The organism is Streptomyces sp. NPDC042100 (assembly GCF_055582325.1).
The window spans coordinates 707918-726943 of record NZ_JBVJDK010000002.1 but is presented as its reverse complement, the minus strand read 5'-3'; the positions used below and the strand labels follow the sequence as shown (position 1 = coordinate 726943).

The 19026-nt window shown below is 68.7% G+C and carries 21 protein-coding genes; 12 read left to right on the top strand and 9 right to left on the bottom strand.

Translation table 11 applies throughout. The annotated features are described in order from the left end of the window. Position 1 precedes the first annotated feature (1 nt). Both ACZ6J5_RS07425 and ACZ6J5_RS07420 read right to left on the bottom strand, forming a co-directional pair. Positions 2-346 (bottom strand): SCO3933 family regulatory protein, encoded by a 345-nt coding sequence (locus tag ACZ6J5_RS07425; protein ID WP_469388614.1) that lies wholly within the window; start codon positions 344-346, stop codon positions 2-4. 138 nt (positions 347-484) lie between these two features. After that, positions 485-1222: a GntR family transcriptional regulator gene (locus ACZ6J5_RS07420; RefSeq protein WP_469388612.1), complete on the bottom strand. Its 738-nt coding sequence runs from the start codon at positions 1220-1222 to the stop codon at positions 485-487. 60 nt (positions 1223-1282) lie between these two features. Between ACZ6J5_RS07420 and ACZ6J5_RS07415 the strand changes: the two genes are divergently transcribed. Together ACZ6J5_RS07415 and ACZ6J5_RS07410 are read left to right on the top strand one after the other, a co-directional pair. Next, the gene (locus tag ACZ6J5_RS07415; RefSeq protein ID WP_469388610.1) at positions 1283-1750 is read left to right on the top strand and encodes an NUDIX hydrolase; all 468 of its coding nucleotides are present in this window, start codon (positions 1283-1285) and stop codon (positions 1748-1750) included. Beyond that, complete coding sequence (locus tag ACZ6J5_RS07410; RefSeq protein WP_469388608.1) at positions 1747-1977, top strand: e9imm peptide; 231 nt, start codon at positions 1747-1749, stop codon at positions 1975-1977. The genes ACZ6J5_RS07415 and ACZ6J5_RS07410 overlap by 4 nt, the downstream gene beginning before the upstream one ends. A gap of 547 nt (positions 1978-2524) precedes the next feature. On the opposite strand, the gene ACZ6J5_RS07405 is transcribed toward ACZ6J5_RS07410, so the two are convergent. After that, a complete protein-coding gene (locus tag ACZ6J5_RS07405; protein ID WP_469388605.1) occupies positions 2525-4513 on the bottom strand; it encodes an ATP-binding protein in 1989 nt (662 codons plus the stop codon). 168 nt (positions 4514-4681) lie between these two features. Here ACZ6J5_RS07405 and ACZ6J5_RS07400 point away from each other — a divergent pair, with 168 nt between their 5' ends. Then, a complete protein-coding gene (locus tag ACZ6J5_RS07400; RefSeq protein WP_469388603.1) occupies positions 4682-5983 on the top strand; it encodes a restriction endonuclease in 1302 nt (433 codons plus the stop codon). A gap of 163 nt (positions 5984-6146) precedes the next feature. On the opposite strand, the gene ACZ6J5_RS07395 is transcribed toward ACZ6J5_RS07400, so the two are convergent. From ACZ6J5_RS07395 to ACZ6J5_RS07380, 4 genes are all read right to left on the bottom strand, one after another. Further along, positions 6147-6491 carry a hypothetical protein gene (locus tag ACZ6J5_RS07395; protein WP_469388601.1) on the bottom strand — a complete coding sequence of 115 codons (345 nt, stop codon included), beginning with the start codon at positions 6489-6491 and terminating at the stop codon, positions 6147-6149. Then, positions 6488-7216 carry a GntR family transcriptional regulator gene (locus ACZ6J5_RS07390; protein ID WP_469388599.1) on the bottom strand — a complete coding sequence of 243 codons (729 nt, stop codon included), beginning with the start codon at positions 7214-7216 and terminating at the stop codon, positions 6488-6490. Before ACZ6J5_RS07390 ends, ACZ6J5_RS07395 begins: the two co-directional genes overlap by 4 nt. Continuing rightward, the gene (locus ACZ6J5_RS07385) at positions 7173-7436 is read right to left on the bottom strand and encodes a hypothetical protein (RefSeq protein ID WP_469388597.1); all 264 of its coding nucleotides are present in this window, start codon (positions 7434-7436) and stop codon (positions 7173-7175) included. The genes ACZ6J5_RS07390 and ACZ6J5_RS07385 overlap by 44 nt, the downstream gene beginning before the upstream one ends. Before the next feature lie 442 nt (positions 7437-7878). Continuing rightward, the gene (locus ACZ6J5_RS07380; RefSeq protein WP_469388675.1) at positions 7879-8157 is read right to left on the bottom strand and encodes a hypothetical protein; all 279 of its coding nucleotides are present in this window, start codon (positions 8155-8157) and stop codon (positions 7879-7881) included. A 100-nt stretch (positions 8158-8257) separates the two neighbouring features. On the opposite strand from ACZ6J5_RS07380, the gene ACZ6J5_RS07375 reads away from it, so the two are divergent. The 9 genes from ACZ6J5_RS07375 (at position 8258) to ACZ6J5_RS07335 (ending at position 17194) form a co-directional block, all read left to right on the top strand. Further along, on the top strand, positions 8258-8992 hold the full coding sequence (locus tag ACZ6J5_RS07375; RefSeq protein WP_469388672.1) for a GntR family transcriptional regulator: 735 nt from the start codon (positions 8258-8260) through the stop codon (positions 8990-8992). Between the two features lie 82 nt (positions 8993-9074). Further along, on the top strand, positions 9075-9269 hold the full coding sequence (locus tag ACZ6J5_RS07370; RefSeq protein ID WP_469388595.1) for a hypothetical protein: 195 nt from the start codon (positions 9075-9077) through the stop codon (positions 9267-9269). A gap of 12 nt (positions 9270-9281) precedes the next feature. Beyond that, a complete protein-coding gene (locus ACZ6J5_RS07365) occupies positions 9282-9521 on the top strand; it encodes a hypothetical protein (protein ID WP_469388593.1) in 240 nt (79 codons plus the stop codon). A 202-nt stretch (positions 9522-9723) separates the two neighbouring features. Beyond that, positions 9724-10401, top strand: a complete 678-nt coding sequence (mtrA, locus tag ACZ6J5_RS07360; RefSeq protein ID WP_009333493.1) for a two-component system response regulator MtrA — start codon at positions 9724-9726, stop codon at positions 10399-10401. A 1-nt stretch (position 10402) separates the two neighbouring features. Then, the gene (mtrB, locus tag ACZ6J5_RS07355) at positions 10403-12391 is read left to right on the top strand and encodes an MtrAB system histidine kinase MtrB (protein ID WP_469388590.1); all 1989 of its coding nucleotides are present in this window, start codon (positions 10403-10405) and stop codon (positions 12389-12391) included. 40 nt (positions 12392-12431) lie between these two features. Next, entirely contained in the window at positions 12432-14255 is a 1824-nt protein-coding gene (locus ACZ6J5_RS07350; protein ID WP_469388588.1) for an LpqB family beta-propeller domain-containing protein, read from the top strand. Between the two features lie 112 nt (positions 14256-14367). Further along, complete coding sequence (locus ACZ6J5_RS07345) at positions 14368-15153, top strand: ComF family protein (protein ID WP_469388586.1); 786 nt, start codon at positions 14368-14370, stop codon at positions 15151-15153. A gap of 329 nt (positions 15154-15482) precedes the next feature. Then, positions 15483-16172: a ribosome hibernation-promoting factor, HPF/YfiA family gene (gene hpf / locus ACZ6J5_RS07340; protein WP_469388671.1), complete on the top strand. Its 690-nt coding sequence runs from the start codon at positions 15483-15485 to the stop codon at positions 16170-16172. A gap of 266 nt (positions 16173-16438) precedes the next feature. After that, positions 16439-17194 (top strand): response regulator, encoded by a 756-nt coding sequence (locus tag ACZ6J5_RS07335; RefSeq protein WP_469388585.1) that lies wholly within the window; start codon positions 16439-16441, stop codon positions 17192-17194. A gap of 13 nt (positions 17195-17207) precedes the next feature. On the opposite strand, the gene ACZ6J5_RS07330 is transcribed toward ACZ6J5_RS07335, so the two are convergent. Together ACZ6J5_RS07330 and ACZ6J5_RS07325 are read right to left on the bottom strand one after the other, a co-directional pair. Further along, positions 17208-18374 (bottom strand): winged helix-turn-helix domain-containing protein, encoded by a 1167-nt coding sequence (locus ACZ6J5_RS07330; protein WP_469388584.1) that lies wholly within the window; start codon positions 18372-18374, stop codon positions 17208-17210. Positions 18375-18427: 53 nt separating this feature from the next. Then, entirely contained in the window at positions 18428-19003 is a 576-nt protein-coding gene (locus ACZ6J5_RS07325) for a GNAT family N-acetyltransferase (protein ID WP_469388583.1), read from the bottom strand. Between the last annotated feature and the right edge of the window lie 23 nt (positions 19004-19026).

Genomic DNA, 19026 nt, shown 5'->3' with positions numbered 1-19026 from the left:
GTCAGCCGACCTTCGCGGCGGCGAGCGAGGTGACGGCGACGGCGCGGAAGCTGATGCCGTGCCGCTTCTGCCCGTTGAACTCGTTCTCCCAGGGGCGGGCGACGACGCCGGTCAGGGCGACCGGGGTGCCCATCGTGAGTTCGTCGGAGACGCCGGTGTTCGGGACGGTCAGGTTCAGGATCTCGGCGTTGCCGTCCATGACGAACATGACGTCGACCGTCATCAGCGGGGCGCCGGTCTCGCGGTCGGTGGCGATCTCGCCGGTCTGGCGGTTGGCGATCTTCGGGGCCGGGGGCTGGGCCACCATCACGGTCGCGGCGGAGGTGTCGACGGGGATCTGACGCACAGTGGATCACTCCTCTATAGAGGTTGGACTTCGTCACTCATGTACATGAGTGACATGAAGAAGAGTGCACCACTCCTGTACATGAGTCAACCCGCCGCGGAAGGAAACCGCAGCGGGCTGTGGGGAGTTGAGCGAGCGTCAGTCGGTCGCGGGGATCCGGTACTGGAAGACGAACTGGTCAGCGGCCATGAGCGTGTCGCAGACCTCGACGACGCGCCCCTTCTTCGTCACGGCATCCCTAAGCAGGTGGATGACGGGGGCCCCGGGGCTGAGGGCCAGCTCCGACGCCTCAGCCTTGGCGGCCGGCCGAGCCTGAAGCGTCTCGACGAACTCGGCGAACGTGTGGCCCTGGTCTTCGAGGCGGGCATAGATGCCGCCGGGGCCGGGGTTCTCGGCGAACAGCTCGGGGATGTCCTTCACGACGTCCCACGGCAGGTACGAGGACGCGGTCTCGACGGGCGTCCCGTTCCGGAAGTACAGCCGCCGCCGAGCGAGCACCTGCGTTCCTGCGTCGACACCGAGACGCTCAGCGATGTCCGCCGGGACCTCCATGGGCCCGATGTAGAGGACGCTCACCTTGGCGGTGGCACCGGACTGCTCGGACTCGGCGAGGTAGGCCGCCTTGCCGCCGCGGCGGTGCGAGGCCCGGAAACGGTCGGAGGACCGGAGCCGTACGGGAGGTCGATCCTTGACGATCGACCCCTTCCCGTGGCGGGTCTCGACGAGCCCACTGGCCCGCACCTCGACCATGGCCTTACGAATGGTCCCGCCGGCGACCCCGTACCGCTCGACGAGTTCGGACTCGCTGGGCACCATGTCGCCGGGCTTCAGTACACCGCCCCGGATCTGCTGGACGATGTCGTCCGCGATCTGCACGTACCGAGGTACGGCCTTACCGGCTCCTGTTGGAGTTCCCACGGTCCTATTCACTCTCCTATGCTCCTGTACATGAGTAACGGGAGCCCTGGAGCAAAGTCAACGCCACTCCACTCGGTGTCCGTAGCCGGAGCGGTAGTGCGCGAAGACGGCCGCCTCCTGGCAATCCGTCGAGCGGACAACGGCACATGGGAACTCCCCGGCGGCGTCCTCGAACTCACCGAGGCCCCGGAAGCGGGCGTCGCCCGTGAGGTCCTGGAGGAGACCGGCATCCACGTGGACGTGGACGAGCTCACGGGCGTCTACAAAAACACCACCCGTGGCATCGTCGCCCTGGTCTTCCGCTGCAAGCCCGCCGGCGGTACCGAGCGAACGTCGGCCGAGTCCACCGCGGTCGACTGGCTGACGCCCGCGGAGGTCGAGGAGCGGATGGCGGAGGTCTACGCGATCCGCCTGCTGGACGCCTTGGACGGGAACGGACCCCACGTCCGGAGCCACGACGGCCGCCAGCTGATCGCGCAGCAGTGACGGCGCAGCCGGTAGGGCGGATGCCCCGTGACGAAGCGATCCTCCTGGTCCAGTGCCTCATGAACGCAGAGGCATCCGAGGGCGATTCGGACGAGATTCTGACCAACCTCGAACGAGGCTTGGCCTGCCCGCACATCAGTGACTACATCTTCTGGGACCTGGACCCCGAGCTGACCACCGAGAAGGCAGTGGACAGGGCCTTGGCCTACAAGCCGATCGCCCTCTGAGGGCACCGCGGTAAGACTTTCTCTACTTCATCAAGGCAGCCGCCGCGCACAGCGCGGCGCGCGCGGCCCGTCGCCCGGGCCTGCGCTCCTGTCTCCGCCCCGCTCCAGCCCGACCGCCGTCCGCACGCCTAACAGCTCAGGTTGATGGGTGACGAACCCGGGGCAGCCGGGGCGAGTGCCCAAGGTGCGGGTCAGAGCAATGCCTCCGGCGGGGGCGCTCAGGCTCCGGGATGTAGGGGGTCGTGGGCGTCTGCCGGCCGCACCGTGGTGAAGGTGGGGGCTCCCATCCCGCCTGCCATCGACCCAGGCAGAGCCGAGCAGACACGGCACCGGGCGTCCAGGTCGTTCGTACAGTGGCGCGCTCCACCTGGACGCCCGGCACCGCGCCCGCTCCACATACGTGTGGGCCGACGGCAGACGGGATGGGAGCTGGGGGCATGGCTAGCGGGCATGGAGCGGTCTTTCAGCTGGGTTTGCCGATCACACTGCCCTCCGGGGAAGGAGGGTCATCTAGACAGCAGACGACCCGGCCTGCCAAAACGCCCGGCTACTGGTCCTCGCTCGACTCGGTTGAGGTGGTTCCTGCACCTGCCAGCGCCTGCATTCGACCGTCCTCAGGTGCTCGATCAAAAAGGATGTCGAAATATTCCTGCCATTGTGACCTCGCCTTTCCGAGAAGACCAGCCCAATCGGTCGCATCCATTCCCTGCCTACGCAGCCCAGCAAGCTTCTCAGTAAACCCTGCCGGCCTCTCCAATCTGTCTGCCACCATCAGACCAGTCACCGACGTGAAATCTCCACCTCGATTCGCAATTATCGCTTCTCGAAGGGAGAAAATGTAGCGCTCGAACCGGCCGACGTGATCCCAGTCGGCCGTTACTCCGGGACGCATAAATTCAATCACAAGAAGTTGATGTCCAGAACAGAGCACCAGATCCACTCGCCCCTTCCATCCTTCCAAAGTGTCAAGGGACGTGTCCCCGACCATCTTCATCAGGTTTTCAAGGCTCTTCTCGACCTTAAAAGTATCCCACTCCGGCGAGATCATCCACGGATTCTCCGCGATGTAATCTCGCACAGCATTCTCAAGTTCGCGATTCTTGATGCGCTGCTCAAGGCCTTCAAGAAGATTCAGTTGGATCTTGACGCGCTCCGCCGCATGAAGCGCGTTCATCGCTCGGGATTCAATCAAAATTCTGACAAGTGCGTCGGCATCCATCTCGCCGGTCTGGCCGAGATCATCGATCAAGTCGCGAAGTCGACCTCCTTCCCATGCGCTCAAGATGGCATTAGCCAAATCCTCGAACTGCTCGTCTGAAATTACGGCGACCCTGGCAAGCGATGTCAAGGCGCGATTCACAATCTTTCGCTCATGCCTCTCAAGCTTTCCGAGGCGCTGCGAGAACGGCTCAATCCTGGCGTTCATCGCCTTCACCTTCGACTCGGCGCGCCGATCTTGCCAGATCCTCAGAAGGGCCTTCACTCGATCCTGACCCCACGCAGCCAGAGGGAGAGCCGCGTCCGCCTCCCAGTTGATCCGCTGCCGTTCCGTCGAGATCAAATCTTTCTCTTGATCATCAATGAAGTCGGCCTCGATTCGACCTGACAGGTAACTCGTACCTTGCTGCCCTCCAATTCCGCCACTCAGATTGAAGAAGAAGGGGCGCTGAGAGAGCTTATGATGACTGAAGATCGAGATGCCTGCCAGCTCTTCCTCATGGATCGGGTCCCGGTAGAAATGAAACTGCCAGCGAATCTTTTCTCCATTGGAGAGCCGCTCGACTCCCCAGCCTCCGTCGAGGGTCAGGCCAGCCGGCGCTTCACCCTCGGCGTAGTCAGCAGGGAAAGAGAACTGAATCTTCTCCACATCCCCCTCATCTGCGATCGGCTTGCCATCCACCAATACTTCAAACTCGTCCGAACGCTCTAGCAGGAGAAAACGTCGCGCCATGCTCAACCGAAACTGATCACTATTCGGTCGCTTCTTGAGCGTTAGATTACGAAGATAGATGGTCGTGCCGCCATCCTTCCTCATGGACTCATTCGGGCCAGAGGAATCGACTACCTCCACATCGAGGCGGGTTTCGCTGGCATATCCGTCGGATTCTCCCGTGAGGCGAGCAACGTCGAGCTTAAAAACCGTCCGCTCTCCCGTCTCTCGACTCACTGTGTCGACGACTACAAGATTCGCGATTCCGAATCCTGCGAACTTTCCAATCCCCTTGCGCCCCATGACCGGACGGCCACCAACAGTGAACTCCGATTGCCGATCCTTCCGGCGATTGTAGCCAACCTTCAGGTATCGATCCTGACACTGCTTAAGGGACATCCCCTCCCCAGTGTCCGAGATTATGATCTCGGCGTCTGCTGAAATGTCATCCGGCAAGCTGACCGTCACACGTCGAGCGTCAGCATCCCAGGAGTTCGAGACGAGTTCGGCAATTGCGGCGACCGGGGATTGATACATGTCGATTCCAAGGTGCTCGATCACTCGACCATGGAACGCGATGTACAGCTTGGCCGCTTCAGTTGTCACCGTATTCAACTTCTTCCTGTCTGAGGACGCTGTTTTCCGCCAGCGCCTTCTGGCCACCCGATCTCGCCAAGGAGCGCTCCCCGCCCCCGCACGCCGAGTCTCACCCTAGCTATATGACACGGCCTGGCCGCGTGACAAGATCCTCAAAGACTAGACACGGAGGTTCTGTTGGGCGACAGGTTTCGCGTAGGGCAGGTCTACCGCTACGCCAGCGGAAAGGATCCCCTACCGCAGGTGCTAGACGGCTACCCAAACTTCCACCACGTGACCTTCTCCCCGGGGCGGAAGCGGGCGTTGCTCGAGCGTGGCATCAACGGGATGGCGAAGGTCTCAGCCCTCGGCGGCGCCCGCAGGCCAGCCATCTTCATCCGGTCCAGCCCTTGGAAGGCAGGTACCGAACAGACGCCGTGGCACGACGTGTTCGATATGGACAACGGGCACGTCCGGTACTTCGGGGATCACAAGGCCGGTCTAAGCATGGCTCCGGGCACGACCACCGGCAATGCCACCCTGCTTGACGCCTTCGATGGCCACCAGGGTCGTACCCCCGAAGCGCGAGCCGCGGCGACACCACTGCTGCTCTTCCGGTCGGTCTCTCGAAACGGGCAACCCAAGGGGCACGTTGAGTTCTGCGGGCTTGGTGTCATTGAACGGACCGAACGGCTCGTTCAGTGGGGTGGAAGTGACCACACCACGTTCGTGAACTATGTCTACGACATTGCACTTCTCGATCTAGCAGTTGAGGGCGATGAGGTCGCCTGGGAGTGGATCGAAGCCCGTAGGGACGAGACCGTCACAGACGCCGAGGCCGTCCAGCTCGCGCCCACGGCGTGGCGGGAATGGGTGAAGCACGGCATCTCAGCGCTGCCACGGCTACGACGTCGTGTCGCTCGTGCCAAGGTCAGCAAGGTTCGCGACCAGCGGCCTAAGCCTGGTAGCAGTGAACATGCCGACCTTGAACTGATCTACAAGCACTTCGACGGCCGCAAGCACGATTTCGAAGCCCTGGCGTCCGCGGTGGCGGCTCGTGTCCTGCGAGGATCCGGGCATAGCTACGTCGAAGGATGGTTGACGCGGCGCTCAGGAGACGGCGGCGCCGATTTTGTGGGTCGCATCGATCTGGGAAGCGGCTTGGCTGGCACGAACCTCGTGGTGCTGGGGCAGGCCAAGTGTGTGAAGCTCGACACGCTCGTCACCGCGGAACAGATCGCTCGCGTCGTGGCGCGGCTCCGGCGAGGGTGGATCGGCGTCTACGTCACTACCGGGGCGTACTCGGAGCCCGCACAGACCGAGATGGTCGAGGACCAGTACCCGATCGTTCTGATCAACGGATCAGAACTGGTGCGTGAACTCAGAGCTATGGCTAGGGACGACCACGGCGGCGACCTGACGGCGTGCATTGAACACATACTCGCTGGGCAGGAAACTGTGATCACGAACCGCAGGCCGGAGGAGATCCTCCTTGAGTGAGCTCTGACGGTCACGGTCTATTCGCAGACAGGCAGGGGGCATGCATGGGCTTGCGCGACCCTGACCTGCGGCAACGCAGAGAACGCACGGGGCCTCCGGAGCCGTGTGTTGAAAGCCCCGGGCTTTGGGCCCGGGGCTTGGTGGTGGTTGGAGGGTGTGGCGGCTATCCGAAGGCAGCCGCTGGCAACTGCGGGCCCTTGCCTTCCTCGTGGGCGGATGGGGCAGATGCCGGCAAGCGGTGGCCGCGGCTCACCGCGATGCGGAGCACGTCCTGCAATGCCTCCGTGAGATCGGCTGTCAGGAGCCGGAGGGCGCTCGGTTCCGTCCGGACCTCGCCGAGGTGCTCCATCGTGTGCTCCAGCAGCTCGGCAGCAGCGGCCAGTTGGGTATCTTCGGCGCGGTCGGCCAGGCGGGACAAGGGGCCGCCCTGTTCGTCGGTGCTCAGGAAGCAGGGCTTGCCGTCGGGGGTGGACCAAGGGAGGAGGCGGAGTTCGTCGGGGTGCGTCATCCTTCCGTTCTCCTCTCTGTAGTCGTGTGGTCGGTGGTGAAGACGGCCTCGGTGCGGTCGCCAGGGAGGGTGAGGAGAGCCGCCTCGATGATCCGGCCCGTCGTGTCCGTCGCCACACGGGTGATCGCGAGAATCGGGAGGGTCATGCTGATTCTCAGGGTCGCCGCTTCCGGAGGCGTCGGGAGGCGGACGTGGACGATCTCCTTGACCTTGGCCAGCTTCGGCAGCGGCTCCGTCAGCAGGCTCGCCACTCCCTGAGGCCAGGGCGGAGTGTCGGGTGTCGTGGCGGGTGACAGGTCCCGGGGGACGTAGACGCGGGCCAGGCTGTGCGGTGACTTGCCTTCGTGGCTCACGCAGAGGAACTCGGTTACGGGGCTGCCCGGCTTCACATCCAGCAGGGTGGCCAGGTGGCTCAGGGCTCGGATTTTCGACATGCGGATGGTGACCGGCAAGGGGGCTCTGGCCGATGTGCGACCGCCGCCGATGTGCGTTGTTCTCGTCAGCGGGTGGCGGACGAAGTTGCCCTTGCCGTGGACCTTCTCCACCAGGCCCTCCGCCTGGAGCAGGGCGAGGGCATTGCGGAGGGTGGGTGTGCTGACCTCGTAGCGCGTGGCGAGTTGGGCTTCCGAGGGGAGGCGTTCGCCCGGTTTGATGCGGCCGGCCGTGATCTGGACGCGGAGGTCATCGGCGATGGAGTGGCGGCGAGAAGTCACGGAGGCGGTCACCCACTCTCCGCATCCGCAGGGCGACGAACCTGGTTCGGGTGTGCATGGTCAACAGTTCGCCCGACTCGAATCGGAGCTGTTTCGCTCCCCCGGCAAGCTGGGCGAGGTCAACCACGCGGTGCGGCCGGCCGCCGATCTGAATGACGTCGCCGATCTGGACGTTGGCCGAGGTGATATCGATGGTCGCGGCCACCGCCATGCCGGGCCTGCTGATCCTCATCAGAGTGCCCTCCGGGATGACGGGCCCATATCGAGCTGCTGGTGGCAGAGGCAGCCGCACGTCTCGTAGACCACGGGCACGCCTACAGGAGCCGACGTGGGGCTGGAGTGCGCGCACTCCTGATGCGTGCCGATGCGGCAGGCGGTCGACCGGTAGGGGGAGGCGGCTGCGTGTTCCGGGTGGGGACGCATCAGTGCGCCTCCGCAGGCGACCGCCAGGCGGACGTGGCGCGCCGCGGCGCACGTTCCTCCGCGGTCAGCACGTACGGGCGAATCAAGGCCGTTTCCTCACCGGCGAGGAGGTGCTCGTGGGCGGTTCGAGTGCGGGGAGTCGGAGGTCGTCGTGCGAGCGTCCAGGGGTGGAACGGAGCGCGCCTCGGAATGTGACGCTCTCTGGTGCGCCTGATGGCGCGGCGGATACGGTTGAGCACGCTGATCAGCTCCTATCGCTGATGGCCGGGTCCCCGGACATCGCCCGTCGCGGGGACCACCTTGCGTACGACGGCCCACAGGGTGCGGCCGCCCAGGCTGGTGGCGAGGAGACCGAACCGGTCTGCCTGCGCCACCACTTCCAGGACCTCCCGCCATGTCTCGGCGGGGAGGGATTCCGGTACCTCCGCTTCGATCGACGTGTGTCGGGTGTGCTGCTCCACGCGTGTGGTGAGTCCGATGGCGGACAGCCGGGCGGCGATGGCTTCCGCGCGTACTTCTGGAGCAGGCACAGGGCAGCCTTCCGTCACCGGTGATCACTTTCAGTGAAGCTAGTTAACTAGATTAGAGCTAGTGGACTAGATTTTCCATATGCCTGAGTAGCCGCCTTACCTGCGCATCGCCGACGAACTCCGCAGGCGGATCGCGGAGCGCGAGTGGACGCCCGGAGACCGGCTTCCTTCCCGTGCTCAGATCGGCCAGGAGTGCGGCGTCGGCGAGAACGTCGTCCGCCGTGCTCAGGAGCTCTTGATCTCGCAGGGTGTGTTGGAGGGCCGGGCTGGTTCGGGGACGTTTGTCGCCGAGCCCCGGCAGCGGGTGCGGATGGTTCGGTCCGCCGCTCGCGAGCAGCCTGACGGGTCGCCTTTCCGGGCGGACATGAAGGCGCTGGGGAAGCGGAGTGGCTGGGAGAGTCGGACCGATGCCAAGGTGCCGGCCCCGGCTGAGATCGCTGCTCGGCTCGGGATCGGCGAGGGTGACTTGTGCGTCCGGACCGCTTACGAGTTCCTTGCCGACGGGCGGCCCGTTCAGTTGTCGACGAGCTGGGAGCCGTACGACCTCACCGCCGGCACTCTCATCGTGCTTCCCGAGGGTGGGCCGCACGCGGGGGCCGGGGTCGTGAACCGGATGGCTGCGATCGGCGTCACGATCAGCCACGCCGTCGAGCAGCCCGAGCCGCGTCAGGCGACGGCCGAGGAGGCCTCACTGCTCGGGATTCAGAAGGCCGCTCTCGTCACGCACATCCGGCGGACGTACTACAGCGACGAGGGGCGGCCAGTCGAGACGGCGGACATTGTCGTGCCCGCTGCGCTGTGCGAGATCGTTTACGAGATTCCAGTCGGCCGGTAGCGCCGCGACCCGCGGAGAGCGGGCGGGCGGCGTAGGCCGCGTAGGAGTGCACGCCACGGTGTGCGGTAGGGGGGAGTGGGTCATGGCAGGCAAGAGTGGTTGGCAGAACCATCCGCACTGGTATCTGTTGGTTCTGGTGCCGCTGCTGGTCTTTTCGATCGTGGAGGACAACGTCATCACCCGATGCCTCTTGGTCGGGGCGCTCTTCTCGGGTGCCGTTCAATACGGGCGCGCCACGGTGAAGTGGAGTAGGTCCGGCGCAGGCCGGTCGGTCTAGGAGTCGCTGCCTGTGTCCATGGACCCGAGTGAGTACGAAAAGGCTGCGCCGATCATCTCCGCCCACATGGAGAAGGTCGAGCGCGCTGTCAGTCGCACCCGCAGCGGCTACGCCGGGCATCCGTACGACGAGGTTCGGCAGGCGCTCGTGCGCGCGCTCGGCGTCGAGGGGGTCGAACAGGTCGTCCCGGGAGTGGCCGTCGACCGGTATGCAGAGCAGATCTGCTCCGGCGGAGCCGGGGGCATCGATTAGAGGTGGTCTCCCCATGGGCCGTGCCGCGCCCCGCAAGGTACGGTTCGGGGCGACCACGGGGTGAACGGGGCTGACATCCAAGTTGACATCAACACCCACAGACACCGGCGGTAAACGGCATGCAATCGCGGACGTCGCCGCAGGTCAGTGAGCTATCTCACCAGCCGCTTTGATACTGATACGGGAATGGGATGATGTCGATATGAAGGGACGCGTTCTGGTCGTCGACGACGACACCGCACTGGCCGAGATGCTGGGGATCGTGCTGCGGGGCGAGGGCTTCGAGCCGTCGTTCGTCGCAGACGGAGACAAGGCGCTGGCCGCTTTCCGGGAGGCCAAGCCGGATCTCGTGCTGCTCGATCTCATGCTGCCCGGACGGGACGGCATCGAGGTCTGCCGGCTGATCCGGGCCGAGTCCGGGGTGCCCATCGTCATGCTCACGGCCAAGAGCGACACGGTCGACGTCGTCGTGGGCCTGGAGTCCGGTGCCGACGACTACATCGTCAAGCCGTTCAAGCCGAAGGAGCTCGTCGCCCGCATCAGGGCGCGGCTGCGGAGGTCGGAGGAGCCCGCGCCGGAGCAGCTGGCGATCGGGGACCTGGTCATCGACGTGGCCGGGCACTCCGTGAAGCGGGACGGGCAGTCGATCGCGCTGACGCCGCTCGAGTTCGACCTGCTGGTCGCGCTGGCGCGCAAGCCGTGGCAGGTGTTCACGCGCGAGGTGCTGCTGGAGCAGGTCTGGGGCTACCGCCACGCGGCCGACACCCGGCTCGTCAACGTGCACGTGCAGCGGCTGCGCTCCAAGGTCGAGAAGGACCCCGAGCGCCCGGAGATCGTCGTGACCGTCCGCGGTGTCGGCTACAAGGCAGGGCCGAGCTGACATGAGCGCGGGCAGTACTGCTCCGAAGCCCGGGGATCCGGGAATCCGTACGGGGCGGGCTGCCGGACCGGGGCGGGGGGGCTCGCGTGTCGGCCGCCTGCTCCAGGACGGCGCACCGGGCGGGCCCGCCTTCCGGCTGTTCGCGCGCTGGCTGCGCCGGCCGCTGCTGCCCGCCGTACGCCTGTGGCGGCGCAATCTGCAGGTGCGCGTGGTCGCGGGCACCCTGCTCATGTCGCTCGGTGTCGTGCTGCTGCTCGGCCTCGTGGTGATCGGGCAGGTGCGCAACGGCCTGCTCGACGCCAAGGAGCGGGCCGCGCAGAGCCAGGCGGCGGGCGGTTTCTCCGCCGCGCAGGACAGGGCGGCCACGACGCCGCCCGCGCCCGGCGGGCAGGACGGCGGCCGGGCCGGCGCGTCCGTGAACTGGCGCTCGACGCTGGTCGAGCAGCTCGCCAGCGGCGGTCAGAGCGCCTTCAACGTGGTCGCGCTGTCCCTGGAGACCGGGAACACCGCCAGCCGAGGCGCCCGCGCCTCCGGCGAGGTCGATCCGACCACCAGCATCCCCGCCGAGCTGCGGCACAACGTCGCCCAGGGCACCAGCACCTATCAGCAGCCCGCCCGCATCCACTACACCAGCGGCAAGGCGTCCGAGCCCGGCCTGGTGATCGGCAAGCGGCTCAACGACGCCGACGGCACCCCGTACGAGCTGTACTACCTCTTCCCGCTGACGCAGGAGGAGGACTCGCTCGCGCTCGTGAAGACGACTCTCGCGACCGCCGGGCTGTTCGTCGTCGTGCTGCTCGGCGCGATCGCCTGGCTCGTGGTGCGGCAGGTCGTCACCCCCGTGCGGATGGCCGCAGCGGTCGCCGAGCGGCTGTCGGCCAACGGGCTGCAGGAGCGGATGAAGGTCACCGGCGAGGACGACATCGCGCGCCTCGGCGAGGCCTTCAACAAGATGGCGCAGACCATCCAGCTGAAGATCCAGCAGCTGGAGGAGCTGTCGCGGATGCAGCGCCGTTTCGTCTCCGACGTCTCGCACGAGCTGCGGACGCCGCTGACGACGGTGCGGATGGCGGCCGACGTCATCCACGAGGCCCGGGTCGACTTCGACCCCGTCACCGCGCGTTCCGCCGAGCTCCTCGGGGACCAGCTCGACCGGTTCGAGTCGCTGCTGTCGGACCTGCTGGAGATCAGTCGCTTCGACGCGGGCGCCGCGGCGCTGGAGGCCGAGCCGATCGACCTGCGCCAGGTCGTCCGGCGGGTCATCGGCGGCGCCGAGCCGCTGGCCGAGCGCAAGGGCACCCGGATCCTCGTGCGGGGCGACGAGCAGCCCGTGGTCGCCGAGGTGGACGCCCGCCGGGTCGAGCGGGTGCTGCGCAACCTGGTCGTGAACGCCGTGGAGCACGGCGAGGGCCGGGACGTGATCGTGAAGCTGGCCGCCGCCGGCGGGGCCGTCGCCGTCGCCGTGCGCGACTACGGCATCGGGCTCAAGCCGGGCGAGGCGACCCGCGTCTTCAACCGCTTCTGGCGGGCCGATCCGTCCCGCGCGCGCACCACCGGCGGTACGGGCCTCGGCCTGTCGATCGCCGTCGAGGACGCGCGGCTGCACGGCGGCTGGCTGCAGGCCTGGGGCGAGCCCGGCGGTGGCTCGCAGTTCCGGCTCACCCTGCCGCGTACCGCGGACGAGCCGCTGCGCGGTTCGCCGATCCCGCTGGAACCGGAGGACTCGCGGCGCAACCGCGAGCAGGCGGCGGCCGGGGCGCGCCTGACGGCCGTGCCCGCGCAGCCCGCCGGGGAGCATCCGGCGGCGCTGTCGGTGCCGCCGAGGATGGCGTCCGTGCCTCGGGCGACGGTGGATCCGACGGCCCTGCCGGGCAGCGGCGCCCGGGTCGTGCCGCGGAGCGCGGCGGGCGGCGAGGACGAGGACGGTGTCGGGGGCGAGGCCATGGCGTCGACGCGCGCCGAGCGGGAGGGCGGGACCGGTGAGCGCTGACCGTCGAGGAGAGCGGTGGGCCCCGGGGCGGGGACGGACGGTGCGCGGTGTCGTGCTGCTGGTCTGCGGCTCGGTGCTGGCGGCCGGCTGCGCGAGCATGCCCGACAGCGGCGACGCACGGGCCGTGAAGGCGTCCAACGGCGGCGACTCGCAGGTCCGGGTGTACGCGGTCGCGCCCCGCGACAACGCCGACCCGGAGGAGATCGTCGACGGCTTCCTGGAGGCCATGACGAGTGACGACCCCGGGTTCGCCACGGCCCGCAAGTACCTGACCCCGCAGGCCGCGCGGACGTGGCGGCCGGAGGCGAGCATCACGGTGCTCACCAACGCGCCCGACCGTGACCAGGCGGACCGGATGGCCGACACGGAGAACCAGGGGCGTTCGTACCCGATCTCCGGGCGGCGGCTCGCGAAGGTCGACGCCCGGCACGCGTACCGGCCGGAGGTGCCGGCGGAGTTCAACGAGTCGATCCACGTGGTCCAGCAGCCGTCGGCCGACGGCAAGAGCAAGGAATGGCGCATCGACAGCCTGCCCTCGGGGCTGGTGCTCGGCGAGGCGGACTTCCTGCGCAACTACCGGTCGGTCAACAAGTACTACTTCGCGTCGGGGGAGGACTGGGTCGTCGCCGACCCCGTCTACATCCGGCAGCGGCAGGACCCGGTCACCCGCATGGATCCCGTCACCCAGACCGTGAAGGCGCTCCTGGAGGGCCCGACGGGCTGGCTCGGCCCGGCCGTCGACTCGCGCTTCCCGTCCGGTACGGAGCTGAGGAAGGGCGTCACGACGCTCTCGACCGACGACCAGTCGACGCTGAAGGTCCCGCTGAACGCCAAGGCGGACCACGTCAGCGCCCTCGTCTGCAAGGGCATGGCGGCGCAGCTCCTCTTCACCCTCGGCGACCTGACCTCGGCCCGCGTGGAGCAGGTCGAGCTCCAGGGCAGCGGCGGCAAGTCGCTGTGCCTGCTCGGCAAGGGGCAGGCCACCGAGGAGTACTCGCCGGTCCGCGACCCGGGCCGAGGGGAGAACCCGTACTTCGTCGACGACCACGGCCGGCTGATGACGCTGTCGGTCGCCTCGAAGCAGCTCGACAAGCCGACCGAGGTCGCCGGACCGTTCGGGCGGGGCGCGCTGCCGCTGACGTCCGTGGCGGTGGACCGGGAGGAGAGCCGGGCGGCCGGGATCGTGCAGGACGGCCGGGCCCTGCGGGTCGGGTCGATCACCGCCGACGAGGAGCCCGCGCCGCCCGTCGTGACCAGCACCGGGCCGCGGGAGCGGGACCGGTTGTCCGCGCCGAGCTGGGACGGCCACGGCGACCTGTGGGTCGCCGACCGCAACCCGGCCGACCCACGGCTGTGGCTGGTGCCCGGCGGCCAGGGCGAGCCGGTCGAGGTCAGCACGCCGTGGCTGAAGGACGGGGCGCGCATCGAGTCGCTGCGGGTCTCCGCCGACGGGGTGCGGATCGCGCTGCTCGTCACCAAGGACAAGCGCACGACCCTGCAGATCGGGCGGGTCGAGCGGACCCGCAGCGAGGGGCGCGAGAGCGTCTCCGTCGAGTCCCCGCAGCAGGCCGCGCCGCGCCTGGAGTCCGTCACCGCCGTGTCCTGGGCCGGCCCGAGCCGCCTCGTCGTGGTCGGCACGGAGGCGGGTGGGGTGCAGCAGGTGCGGTACGTCCAGACGGACGGCTCGACGTCGACCACGTCGGTCCTGCCGGGCCTCAACGGCGTCACCGCCGTCGCGGCGCCGCACGGGGAGGCGTCCCCGGTCGTCGCGGACTCCGGGAACGACGGCATCGTGCGGCTCGTGCCGGGGGCGAACTGGCAGCCGATCGCCAAGGCGGGGGACTCGCCGGTCTATCCGGGCTGAGGCCGCCCCCCGGGTCCGCTCGGGGCGGGGCGGTGCGCCGCCCGTCCCGGTTGTCCACAGGCCGTCGTCCACAGGGCTGGTGTGCCCCGCGGCACCGGTGGACAGTGGGGGCATGCGGGGCTGGTGGGCCGAGGTGGCCGGGCTGGTGCTGCCTGCCGTCTGCGTGGCGTGCGGCAGGGGGCGGTCGGGGCTCTGCGGGGAGTGCGGGGGTCGGCTTCTCGCGGGGGCGCGGCGGGTGTGGCCCTCGCCCGTGCCGGCGGGGCTGCCGGCCGTGTACGCGGCGGCGGCGTACGAGGGGGCCGTGCGGGACGTGCTGCTCGCGCACAAGGAGCGCGGGGCGCTGCCGCTCGCCGGGCCGCTGGGCGCCGCGCTGGCGGGGGCCGTGGAGGCCGCCGCGGGGCCCTGTGAGGGCCTCGGGGGCCGGCCGCTGCTCCTCGTGCCGGTGCCGTCCTCGCGGCGCTCCGTGCGGGCGCGTGGCCACGATCCGACCCGGCGGATCGCGCGGCACGCGGCGGCGGTGCTGCGGCGGTCCGGGCGGGCGGCTCGGATGCTGCCCGTGCTGCGGCAGGGCAGGGCGGTGGCCGACCAGGCGGGGCTCGGCGCGCGGGGGCGGCTCGCCAATCTCGCGGGGGCGCTGGAGCTCGCTCCGGGCGGCGCGCGGCTGCTGGCGGAGGCGGCCGGGAGAGTGGTTCTCGTCGACGATCTGATGACCACGGGGGCCTCGCTCGCGGAAGCCGCGAGGGCACTGGGTGCCGTCCGCTTCGGTGGACACCCTCCGTTCATTCCCGGATTACCGGACAGCCCGACGGAGCGTGGGGCGGAAGGTCTTTTCGAACGGTCGACGGCAGCGGTAGTCGCATCCTCTCCGGGTTCGTTCGAAATAAACCGGAACTCCTGAAGAACTTGCATCGTTGCAGGTGGTGAGAGGTGGGAACACCCGAATGGAGGTAAGTCCCGGCAGCGGGTGACGACACCCGTCCGAACGAGCTATGTTCGGTTGTGAGGAATGGCGAACAGCTACACCTCACCTAATGCACGGGTGCGCCTACAGGACGGGAGTTCAAGGCGAATTAACCTCTTGTCAATGGGGTGGGGAGCTTGTCGACTGGGGAGGAGAGGGGCGAAGTCGCCACAGTCCGAGACCCCGGCAATCGCCGGAGTCTGGTGCAAAGGGAGATGCTCCGCGGCCAAGGAGCCGCAGTGAGCGATCCGGGAACGGAGTTCTGCGTGGACATCGTCGTCAAGGGCCGCAAGACCGAGGTGCCCGAGCGGTTCCGGAAGCACGTGGCCGAGAAGCTGAAGCTGGAGAAGATCCAGAAGCTCGACGGCAAGGTGATCAGCCTCGACGTCGAGGTGTCCAAGGAGCACAACCCGCGGCAGGCCGACCGGTCCGACCGCGTGGAGATCACCCTCCACTCCCGAGGCCCGGTGATCCGGGCGGAAGCGGCGGCCGGCGACGCGTACGCAGCGCTCGACCTCGCCAGCGACAAGCTGGAGACGCAGCTGCGCAAGCAGCACGACAAGCGGTACACCCGCCGCGGCAACGGCAGGCTTTCGGCGGCGGAGGTCGCCGACGTGGTGCCGGGCGTCGCGTCGCTGAACGGTGCGGGCGAGGTGGTGCCGGAGGAGACCGGCGGCACCGTGCCCACCACGATGATGGGTTCGATCGAGGTCCAGGGCGAAGGACCGCTGGTGGTCCGCGAGAAGACCCACAAGGCCGCCCCCATGACGCTCGACCAGGCGCTCTACGAGATGGAGCTGGTCGGGCACGACTTCTACCTCTTCGTCGACTCCGACACGAAGCAGCCCAGTGTCGTCTACCGGCGGCACGCCTACGACTACGGCGTCATCCACCTGGAGAGCGACCCCCTCGCGGGTGAGGACCTCGGTGGCGCGGGCGGCGCGCTCGGCGGCTGACACGGCCGGCTGACAGCCCCCCCGACCGGCCCCGGTAGGCCGAGGTTTCGATTCGGTGCCCCTGGAGTGCTCCCCGTGCTCCCAGGGGCACCCCTGTGCGACCGGAAGCGACGGAATGCGACCGGGTGCGACCACGCGTACACCGCGAGGCCGCCGAGGCATGAAATCATGGCGTGCACGCCAACCGGTGCTCCCTGAGCAGCGGTTGGAGGACCGAGAGTGATTCCTTACACGACTTCAGGCCACGGCCTTCTGGGGGAGGAACGATGGCGGACGGCTTCGGGCCGGTGCACGGTGGGCGGGAGTCCCTCGGCACGGTGAATTCGGAGGGGTCGGATTCGGCCAGCGGCGCGTCACGCGACGAGCCGATCCGGGTCCTCGTCGTGGACGATCACGCGCTTTTCCGGCGCGGACTGGAGATCGTCCTCGCCCAGGAGGAGGACATCCAGGTCGTCGGCGAGGCCGGGGACGGGGCCGAGGCCGTCGACAAGGCCGCCGATCTGCTGCCGGACATCGTGCTGATGGACGTGCGGATGCCCAAGCGCGGCGGGATCGAGGCCTGCACCTCCATCAAGGAGGTCGCCCCCAGCGCGAAGATCATCATGCTGACGATCAGCGACGAGGAGGCCGACCTCTACGACGCCATCAAGGCGGGCGCGACCGGCTACCTCCTCAAGGAGATCTCCACCGACGAGGTCTCCACCGCCATCCGCGCGGTCGCCGACGGACAGTCGCAGATCAGCCCCTCGATGGCCTCCAAGCTGCTCACCGAGTTCAAGTCGATGATCCAGCGCACCGACGAGCGCCGGCTGGTGCCCGCGCCGCGCCTGACCGACCGCGAGCTGGAGGTCCTCAAGCTCGTCGCGACCGGGATGAACAACCGGGACATCGCCAAGGAGCTCTTCATCTCCGAGAACACCGTGAAGAACCACGTGCGCAACATCCTGGAGAAGCTCCAGCTGCACTCCCGGATGGAGGCCGTGGTCTACGCGATGCGAGAGAAGATCCTGGAGATCCGCTGACGGATCCCGCCGCTCAGCCCAGCGACTTGACGAGCTCTGCCGTGAGTTCCGGCGCATTCACGCGCTCCACCGCCACCGCCTCGCAGCCCACCCACTCCGCCGCCTCGCGCAGCGCCCGCGCCACCGCCGGGACCGCCTTCGGTCCCTCCAGCGACACCTGGCGGGCGACCAGCGTGCGGCCCTCCCGCGCCGGGTCCACCCGGCCGACCAGGCGCCCGCCGGACAGCACCGGCATGGCGAAGTACCCGTGGACCCGCTTCTGCTTCGGCACGTACGCCTCCAGGCGGTGCGTGAAGCCGAAGATCCGCTCCGTGCGGGCCCGCTCCCAGATCAGCGAGTCGAACGGCGACAGCAGCGTCGTCCGGTGCCGCCCGCGCGGCTCGCTCGCCAGCGCCGCCGGGTCCGCCCACGCGGGCTTGCCCCAGCCCGCCACGGCCACCGGGACGAGGCCCGAGTCCGCCACCACCGCGTCGAAGGCCTCGCCCTTGATCCGGTGGTAGTCGGCGATGTCCGCGCGGGTGCCGACGCCCAGCGCCTCGCCCGCCTGCCGCACCAGCCGGCGCAGGCACTCGGTGTCGTCCAGGTCGTCGTGGAGCAGCTCCCCGGGGACGGCCCGCTCGGCCAGGTCGTAGACCCGCTTCCAGCCGCGCCGCTCGGTGACCACGACCTCGCCGTACATCAGCGCCCGCTCGACGGCGATCTTCGAGTCGGACCAGTCCCACCACTCGCCCTTGTTCTTCGCGCCGCCCAGCTCGGTCGCCGTCAGCGGGCCCTCCGCGCGCAGCTGGGCGATCACCGCCTCGTACGCCCCCGGGGACAGCTCGTGGCCCCAGTGCGGGCGGTCGCGGTAGGAGCGCCGCCGGAAGGCGAAGAGCGGCCACTCCTCGATCGGCAGCACGCAGGCGGCGTGCGACCAGTACTCGAAGGCGTGGCCCTCCGTCCAGTACGCCTCCTCGACCGCCGTGCGGCCGACCGCGCCCAGGCGCGCGTACGGGATGAGCTCGTGCGAGCGGGCCAGCACCGAGATCGTGTCGAGCTGGACCTGTCCCAGGTGGCGCAGCACGCCCCGGACCCCGCCCCGGCGGTCGGGGGCGCCGAGGAAGCCCTGGGCCCGCAGGGCGATCCGGCGGGCTTCGTCGGCGGACAGTTCGGCTGCGGGGCGCGGGGCGTCGGTCGTCATGATCCGCAATCTAGCGGGCCGCACCGACAGCCGGACCGGGCCCGGCGGGACCGTCAGACCCCGGACGACGGGAGGTACGGCAGGGGGGCCGGGAGGCCCAGGTCCGAGGGGAGGAGGGAGGCCGACCAGGAGTCGCGGACCGTGCCCTTGTTCACCAGGCCCGCCCGCTCGACGCCCTCCACCGTGAAGCCGGCCCGCTCGGCGACCGCGCGGGAGGGCGTGTTGCCGACCTCGGCGCGCCACACCAGGCGGTGGCAGTTCAGCCCCGTGAAGGCCCAGTGCGCGACGGCACCGACCGCCTCCGCCATGAACCCCTGGCCGCGCCGCTCCTTCGCCTGCCAGAAGCCGACCTCGTACACGCCCTCCGCGCGGGCGGACACGCTGATCGCGGCGAACAGCGGCCCGCCCTGGACGGGCTCGACGGCGAAGGAGTGCTCCCGGCCGCTGCTCCAGCCCTCGGGGGCCAGCCGCAGGACGAAGAACTCGGCGTCCTGCCGGCTGTACGGCGAGGGGACGACGGTCCAGCGCTGGATATCGGGGTCCTGACAGACATCGAAGACGCGGTCGACGTCCTCCGGCACGTAGGGGCGAAGACGCAGGCGTTCGGTGGTGAGGGTGATCGGTTCCATGACGGAATTCTGGTGACCCGCCC